Annotated in this window: 6 protein-coding genes; 3 read left to right on the forward strand and 3 right to left on the reverse strand. The window is 66.2% G+C overall.

The window, feature by feature from the left end:
- Positions 1-64: 64 nt before the first annotated feature.
- Both PG892_RS13830 and PG892_RS13835 read right to left on the reverse strand, forming a co-directional pair.
- Positions 65-655: a LysE family translocator gene (locus tag PG892_RS13830; protein WP_010672906.1), complete on the reverse strand. Its 591-nt coding sequence runs from the start codon at positions 653-655 to the stop codon at positions 65-67.
- Positions 656-757: 102 nt separating this feature from the next.
- A complete protein-coding gene (locus tag PG892_RS13835) occupies positions 758-1,354 on the reverse strand; it encodes a LysE family translocator (RefSeq protein WP_039039402.1) in 597 nt (198 codons plus the stop codon).
- A gap of 116 nt (positions 1,355-1,470) precedes the next feature.
- Between PG892_RS13835 and PG892_RS13840 the strand changes: the two genes are divergently transcribed.
- From PG892_RS13840 to PG892_RS13850, 3 genes are all read left to right on the forward strand, one after another.
- Positions 1,471-2,844 carry an aminotransferase-like domain-containing protein gene (locus tag PG892_RS13840; protein WP_109112596.1) on the forward strand — a complete coding sequence of 458 codons (1,374 nt, stop codon included), beginning with the start codon at positions 1,471-1,473 and terminating at the stop codon, positions 2,842-2,844.
- A 29-nt stretch (positions 2,845-2,873) separates the two neighbouring features.
- Positions 2,874-3,338, forward strand: coding sequence for a hypothetical protein (locus PG892_RS13845; protein ID WP_201934631.1), 465 nt, complete (start codon positions 2,874-2,876; stop codon positions 3,336-3,338).
- Positions 3,339-3,480: 142 nt separating this feature from the next.
- A complete protein-coding gene (locus tag PG892_RS13850) occupies positions 3,481-5,118 on the forward strand; it encodes a hypothetical protein (protein WP_223916050.1) in 1,638 nt (545 codons plus the stop codon).
- Positions 5,119-5,154: 36 nt separating this feature from the next.
- Here PG892_RS13850 and PG892_RS13855 read toward each other — a convergent pair whose 3' ends face one another.
- Positions 5,155-6,468, reverse strand: a complete 1,314-nt coding sequence (locus tag PG892_RS13855; protein ID WP_201970093.1) for a sodium-dependent transporter — start codon at positions 6,466-6,468, stop codon at positions 5,155-5,157.
- Positions 6,469-6,625 lie beyond the last annotated feature (157 nt).

The raw sequence follows: 6,625 nt of genomic DNA on the forward strand, positions 1-6,625 counted from the left end.
GCCCCGGCAATAAAAAAGGCCCCGAAGGGCCAACAAGACAGCCGGTAAAGGCTCAGGCCGAGGCCTAAACCCAGATCATCAGCACGCAGGCCGCCGTGGCGAGCCCCATGCCCAGATTGAAACGACGCCAGCCGGTGGCGGTGCGGATGAGGCGGCGCACCTGGGCACCGAACAGCACCCAGAAGGCACCGGTATAGAGGCCGGTCACGAAGAAAATGCCGAGCACCCAGCCCGCGGACGGCCAGTAAGCCTCCCCCGCCAGGGTGAAGCCGCTGATGGCGGAGAGCGCCATCATCCAGGCCTTGGGGTTGAGCAGTTGCAGCATGGCCCCCTGATGGGCCGGGATGAGCGGCCGGTTCCCCTCCGCCGGGCCACTGGCGTTGGCCACCTTCCAGGCCAGCCAGAGCAGGTAGGCCGACCCCACCAGCTTGAGGCCGTCGTGCAGCAGGGGCAGACGCTCGAACACCACCCCGAGCCCCAGGGCCGTGGCCAGGATCATCAGGTTGATGCCCCCCACCACCCCCACCAGCAGAGGCACGGAGCGGCGAAACCCCTGGGCGGCCCCGGCACTGGTGAGCAGCATGTTGTTGGGGCCCGGCGTGCCACAGGTGATAAGGGCAAAGCCCGCCAGGGGGAGCAACCAGTTCAGATCCATCTCAACCTCGTTCAGATACGGCAAGCCTCCTAATATGCAGAGCCGACGCCCTGACGACAAGGTCAGCAATGCATTTTCTTTGCATGAATAATCAAGGTGCTGTTAATACCAGAGCATCACCACGCACAGGGCTGTCAAGGCACCCAGGCTGCCGTTGAGACGACGCCACCCCTTGTCCGAGTTGATCCAGCGGCTGAGCTGATGGCCAAACATCACCCAGGCGAAGCAGACCGGGAACCCCGCCATGGGGAAGACACTCATGATGCCCCACATGCTCGGCCAGTAGTCGCTCCCCGGCAGGCTGAACAGACTGATGGCCGAGATCCCCATCATCCACGCCTTGGGATTGAGGAACTGGAAGCCCAGCCCTTCAAGCAGGGTCAAGGGCCGGGCACGGCTGGCGGGATCTCCGGGGGCGCCTGCCACCGCGATGCGCCACGCCAGCCACAGCAGGTAAAGGCTGCCCAGCACCTGCAGGCTCAGCTTGAGCAGGGGCCAGCGCTCGAACAGCGGATAGAAGCCGAGCGCCAGCACCAGTTGCAACACAGGCTGGCCCACCGCCACCCCGATGAGATGGGGCAGGGTGCGCCGCACGCCGAAGTTGGCGCCGGACGCCGTCAACATCAGGTTGTTCGGCCCGGGCGTGCCGCAGGTGAGCAGGGCGAAGCCAAACAGGGTGGCATACCATTCGATGGTCATGGGGAGACTCCTTTCTCGCCACATTGTACCGATACAATGTGTGCTTGTTGGTTGTGTATAGGCTGATAATCACGCTATATTGCGGACAATATTGGATCAATGGATTTATTGTCACCATGACAATCTGGACGCCCGACCTCACCCCTTTCGAGGGGCCCCTCTACCTCAAACTGGTCAAGGCCATCGAGCAGGCCATCTCCACAGGCATCCTCTCACCCGAGACCCGGCTGCCGACCCACAGGGCCCTGGCAGACAAGCTGGGGGTCACCGTGGGCACCGTCACCCGCGCCTACACCGAGGCGGAGCGACGGGGCCTGCTGGCAGCCCGGGTCGGGCACGGCACCTGGGTCAGGGGAGCGGCGGATCCCGCCAACGAATGGGTGATCCGCAATGAAGACAGCCAGCGCATCGAGCTGTGGCAGAACCTCCCGGTCCAGCTGGACAGGGGCGCCATCATCAGGCCCCTGCTCACCGAGCTGGCGCAGGGGGATCTCAACGGCCTGCTCGGCTATGACAAGGAGGCGGGACGCCCCGCACAGCGCCAGCTGTTCGTCGACTGGCTCGCCGAGCAAGGCATCACGGCGAGCGAAGATCGCCTGCTGTTCAGCCATGGTGCCCAGCACGGCATCATGCTGGCCCTGCTGGCCACCGGCTGCGTGGGAGAGACCCTGTTTTGCGAGGGACTGAGCTACCCCGGCATGCTGGGCAATGCACGCCAGCTCAAGAATCAGGTGGTGGGACTGGCGATGGATGAGGAGGGACTGCTGCCAGAGGCGCTGGATGCCGCGTGCCGTACCCGCCGGGCCAAGCTGCTCTACCTCACCCCCACCCTGCAAAACCCCACCACGGCCACCATGAGCCTGGCGCGACGCGACGCCATCGTCGCCATCGCCCGTCGCCACGATCTGCTGATCGTCGAGGATGACGTCAACGGCCTGCTGCCCGAAAGTGCGCTCCCTCCCCTGGTCAACCTGGCACCGGAGCGGGTCATCTACCTCGGCAGTCTCGCCAAGATCGCCTGCGGCGGCCTGCGGGTCGGCTTCGTGTTGTCCCCTCCCGCCCTTCGCAACGGCTTCGCCCAGGCGATGCGGCTGTCGAGCTGGATGGTGAGTCCGCTGCTCATCGAGCTGGCCTGCAAGCTGGTGAGCCAGCGCCAGATCATGCCGCTCATCGAACACCAGCGAAAAATCCTGGCGCGCCGGGGTGAGCTCCTGCGCCACCTGTTGCCGGGAGCGCGCTGGCAGGCGGGGTCCATGCACGCCTGGCTGCCGCTGCCCGAGCCCTGGCGCAGCCAGGAGTTTGCGGAGGCCGCCAACGCCCTTGACGTGGGGGTCGCCAGCGGAGAACACTTCGCCGCCGGCCAGTTTGCCGCCCCGCAGGGAGTACGCCTCAGCCTGAGCCAGCCCGCCACCGACGCCCGCGTCGCCGAAGGGCTGGAGCGCCTCGCCGGGCTGCTGAGGGGCACGCCGCCCACCAATCCCCTGCTATAGTCATTGACCCTGGCACCCGAGGAGCCTTCATGTCTGCCGTCCGTCCCGCCCTGCTGATCGCGACCCTGCTGCTGGGAGGCTGCGCCTCCCCGGCCCATCAACAGCTTGGCGCCGCCCTGAGCGGACTGGAGGGGGAGCTGACGCGGCTGGAGGAGGAGTTGGCAGCCATGAACGGCCTTCACTATCAAAAAGCCATCGACGCCCCGGTGGCGCTGCGCCGCTATCTCAAGGCCCCCGCACCGACGGCAGAGGGGCTGGTGCCCGTGCAGAGCCGACTGCAAGATGGCCCTCTGCTGCGCTACGACTACCGGCTGCCCGCCGGAATGACGCAGCTGCCCACCGACAACCCCTGCCTGCGCTACGAGTTCGAGCTGCGCCGCCTCGGGCGCCTGGGCCAGCTCGAGCTCGCCTGGCAGGGAAAGGCGGGAGCCGGGGAGCTGCGTGTCCCCCAGCGGGACTGCCCCTTCTCGGCCAGGGGGCACGGCCTTCAGTGATGCTATCTTTGCCCCGCCCAAGGCCGGCACTGAGCCATCCCTGACCCAGGTGGGGTATTGACCCCCTCTGGCTCTCGCGGGAGAGTGGAGGCTAACTTTGAATCCAACCTCGCCACCCCCGACCGGCGAAGGAGCGTCAAAGATGCAGATCCTCCTCATCGAAGACGATGCCATGATGGGCTCGACCCTCACCCAGGGACTGAGTGATCTGGGGCTGCCCCCCACCGAGCTGTTCCACTGCAAAGAGATTGCAAGCCTGCCCGCCCTGCTGCGCCAGCACGCCTTCGATGCCATTCTTTGCCGCCAGTATCACCACCAGGCCCACGAGGGAGTCAGGCTGCTGCATGAAGCACACCACCTGGGCCTGCTCGCGCCCGGCTGCGTGCTCCTGCTGCTGGAGCAGGACGAGGACACCGGCCAGTTCCCCCCCTCCGACCTCTATTTCGCCCTGCGTCTGGCCGTGCCCTTCACCACGGAGCAGCTGGCGCACAGCCTGCAAGCGCTGCTGGCACTGACCACGGTGACCCGCCCCCTGGCCACCCCCATGGCGCTCAGGGAGTGGCGCAGCGCCTGCGCCCAGTGCGAGGATCTGCTTTACCGGCACGCCAGTCACAAGGGGCTGGAAGCACAGATGGACAGGGTAAAGGGCTACATGCTGCTGCAAGCCGGGGAACGGGTGCAGGCCGCCCAGCACTACGCCATCTGCACCACGGAGTACGATGCCTGGTGGCCACGCCAGGGGCTGAACCAGGCCCTGCTCGGGCTGAACCGGGTGGAGAGTGCCCACAAGGATCTGGCCCGCAACCGGGAGCGACTGCCCCCCGTCATCCATCAGGCGCTGGTTCTCGCCTGCCAACTGCACGAGGCGCAGTGGGATCCTGCCTGGGAAACCTTGTCAGGCTTGCTGCAACGCTGCCCCTGGCAGCCGCAGTGGCGCCAGGTGGCCATTTTGCTGGCCTTGCTGCGAAGGGATGAAGGTCAGGTGCTGGCGCAGGCCAGCGATTTCATCCTGCGCTACTTCCCCAAACAGACGTTTCGCCACTCCGTCGAACGCTGCCTGCTGGATGCGACCCTGGCGGTGCTCTGGCATCCACCGGGAGAGGCCAGAGTTCATGAGCTGCAGCAGGCCCTGGAGGAGCTCGGCCAGCAGGCCGTGACCCTGCGGGCCCACGAGGAGGGGCTGCTGCGCGCCCTGATGCTGGGTCTGGATTATCGATTCGATGACGCCTTGATGCTGCTGGCCAAGCACCCGCCGGAGGCAGCGCGGGACAATCACCTCAACCAGTTGCTCGGAGTGGCCGTCAGCCAGTTCTGCGGGCTTCCCCACCATGCCCAGCGTTATCTGGCCCAGCTCGGCCAGTATCAGGGACCGGTGGCACAGACCCCGCTGCTGCAGGGGCTCATTTTGCAGGTGGTCGACGATCTGGCGCGGCAACTGGCGCAGCGGGAGCAGCAGCTGACCCAGCTGCGCGAGGAGCGGCAACGGGCCATGACCACGGGTCAGCTCCAGCTCGCCGTGCAGAGCGCACTGACCCTGCAGGAGCGATTCCCGGCCCAGGCGGGGGATGCCTGGCAACTGCTGGTATTGCTGACCCAGTGCTGGCCCGCTGGCATGGCGGCCCCGGCGGTGGCCCGCCTGGTGGACAGGCTGGAGCAGCGTCTCAACCACAGTGCCGCCTTCCTGGAACACCATGGGAACGCCTATCGGGAGACCCTGCAACAGGTGAGATCCCACCTGGCCCCCAAACTGCCGCCCCTCGGTCCCCATCAGGGCCTATAGCCATCCAGGGCGGTGCATGCCGCCCTGGCAGGTGTGTTACAACAAGCCCCGCACCAGGATCCCCGCGATCAGCAGGGGGGCGACCAGCCGCCAGCACCAGAGCAGCGCACCACGCATCAGCGGCGAGAGATCCGCAGGCACAATACTGTCCCCCAGCTTCCAGCCAAGCAGCAGGGTCAGCACCAGACCGAACAGGGGCATCATCAGGTTGGAGGTGAGGTAATCCAGCAGATCGAACAGGGTCTTGCCAAACAGGGTGTACTCCGCCCAGGGCCCGAACGACAGACTGACCGGAATGCCGCAGGCCATGATGAGCAGGGTCAGCACCCGGCAGGCATTGCGGCGCGACCAGCCCCACTCCTCGGTGGTGAAGCGCACCAGGTGCTCCAGCATGGAGATGGAGGAGGAGAGCGCCGCCACCAGCAGCAGCAGGAAGAAGATCACCGCCAGCCCCTGACCGAACGGCAGGTGGTTGAACACCGCCGGCATGGTCATGAAGGTGAGGCCGGGGCCGGCGGCAGGATCGATGCCGGTGGAGGCCAGCACCGGGAAGATCATCAGCCCCGCCAGCACCGAGATGCAGCTCGCCAGGGTGACCACCCAGACCCCGGAGCGCAGCGCCCCGTCACTGCTCGGCAGGTAGGCGCCATAGGTGGTGTGTACCCCGAGGCCAATGGAGAGGGAGAAGAACGCCAGCCCCAGGGCGTCGAGCACCCCCTGCCCCGTCAGGTGGGAAAAGTCGGGCATCAGGAACTGGCGTACCCCGGCCATAGCCCCCGGCATGGAGAGCCCGGTCACCACCAGGAGCAGCATCATCACGAACAGGGCCGGCATCATCCAGCGCAGCGCCCGCTCCACCCCTTGTTGCAGCCCTCCCTGCACGAACCACCAGGTGAGCCCGGCGAAGACGAGATGGGTGAGGGCCGGCCAGAGGGGATCGCTCACATAACCGGTAAAGAGTGCGGTGAGGGTGCTCGCCTCACTCAGGTTGAGCTCGCCGCCCACGGCCAGGGCCGCATAGCCCACGGTCCAGCCCCCCACCACGCTGTAGAAGCTGTAGATGAAGAAGCCACACAGGATCCCCATGTAACCCATCCAGCGCCAGTTCGGCCCCACCAGCTTGTGGAAGGCGCCGAGCACGCCGCGCTGGCTGCGGCTGCCGAGCAGGGTCTCCCCCACCAGCACCGCGACCCCCAGGGTGAAGCTGAAGAGCAGGAACACCAGCAGGAAGGCACCGCCCCCGTTGGTGGCTGTCACATAGGGAAACTTCCAGATGGCGCCAAGGCCGATCGCCGAGCCGGCGGCCGCCAGCACATGACCAATACGGGAAGACCACTGAACCTGGCTCATACAACCTCCGGGCAAGACAACATCAGTTCGATACTCCATGGCTAGACGCGGTGTGCGCCGCAACAAAAAAGGCCGCCTGAGGGCGCAATGCTGTTCACTTAAGCGGAGCCGCATTGCGATTTACCGGAAAACGGGTCTTTGATATCTTCACCGCCCT

The organism is Aeromonas sp. QDB68, from assembly GCF_027707405.1.
In the GTDB taxonomy this organism is placed as follows: Bacteria; Pseudomonadota; Gammaproteobacteria; order Enterobacterales; family Aeromonadaceae; genus Aeromonas; species Aeromonas caviae.

Excerpts from the sequence above, each read along its gene's own strand:
- PG892_RS13845 (WP_201934631.1), top strand. The coding sequence starts at position 2,874 with ATGTCTGCCGTCCGTCCCGCCCTGCTGATCGCGACCCTGCTGCTGGGA.
- PG892_RS13840 (WP_109112596.1), top strand. The coding sequence starts at position 1,471 with ATGACAATCTGGACGCCCGACCTCACCCCTTTCGAGGGGCCCCTCTAC.
- PG892_RS13835 (WP_039039402.1), bottom strand. The coding sequence starts at position 1,354 with ATGACCATCGAATGGTATGCCACCCTGTTTGGCTTCGCCCTGCTCACC.
- PG892_RS13850 (WP_223916050.1), top strand. The coding sequence starts at position 3,481 with ATGCAGATCCTCCTCATCGAAGACGATGCCATGATGGGCTCGACCCTC.
- PG892_RS13830 (WP_010672906.1), bottom strand. The coding sequence starts at position 655 with ATGGATCTGAACTGGTTGCTCCCCCTGGCGGGCTTTGCCCTTATCACC.
- PG892_RS13855 (WP_201970093.1), bottom strand. The coding sequence starts at position 6,468 with ATGAGCCAGGTTCAGTGGTCTTCCCGTATTGGTCATGTGCTGGCGGCC.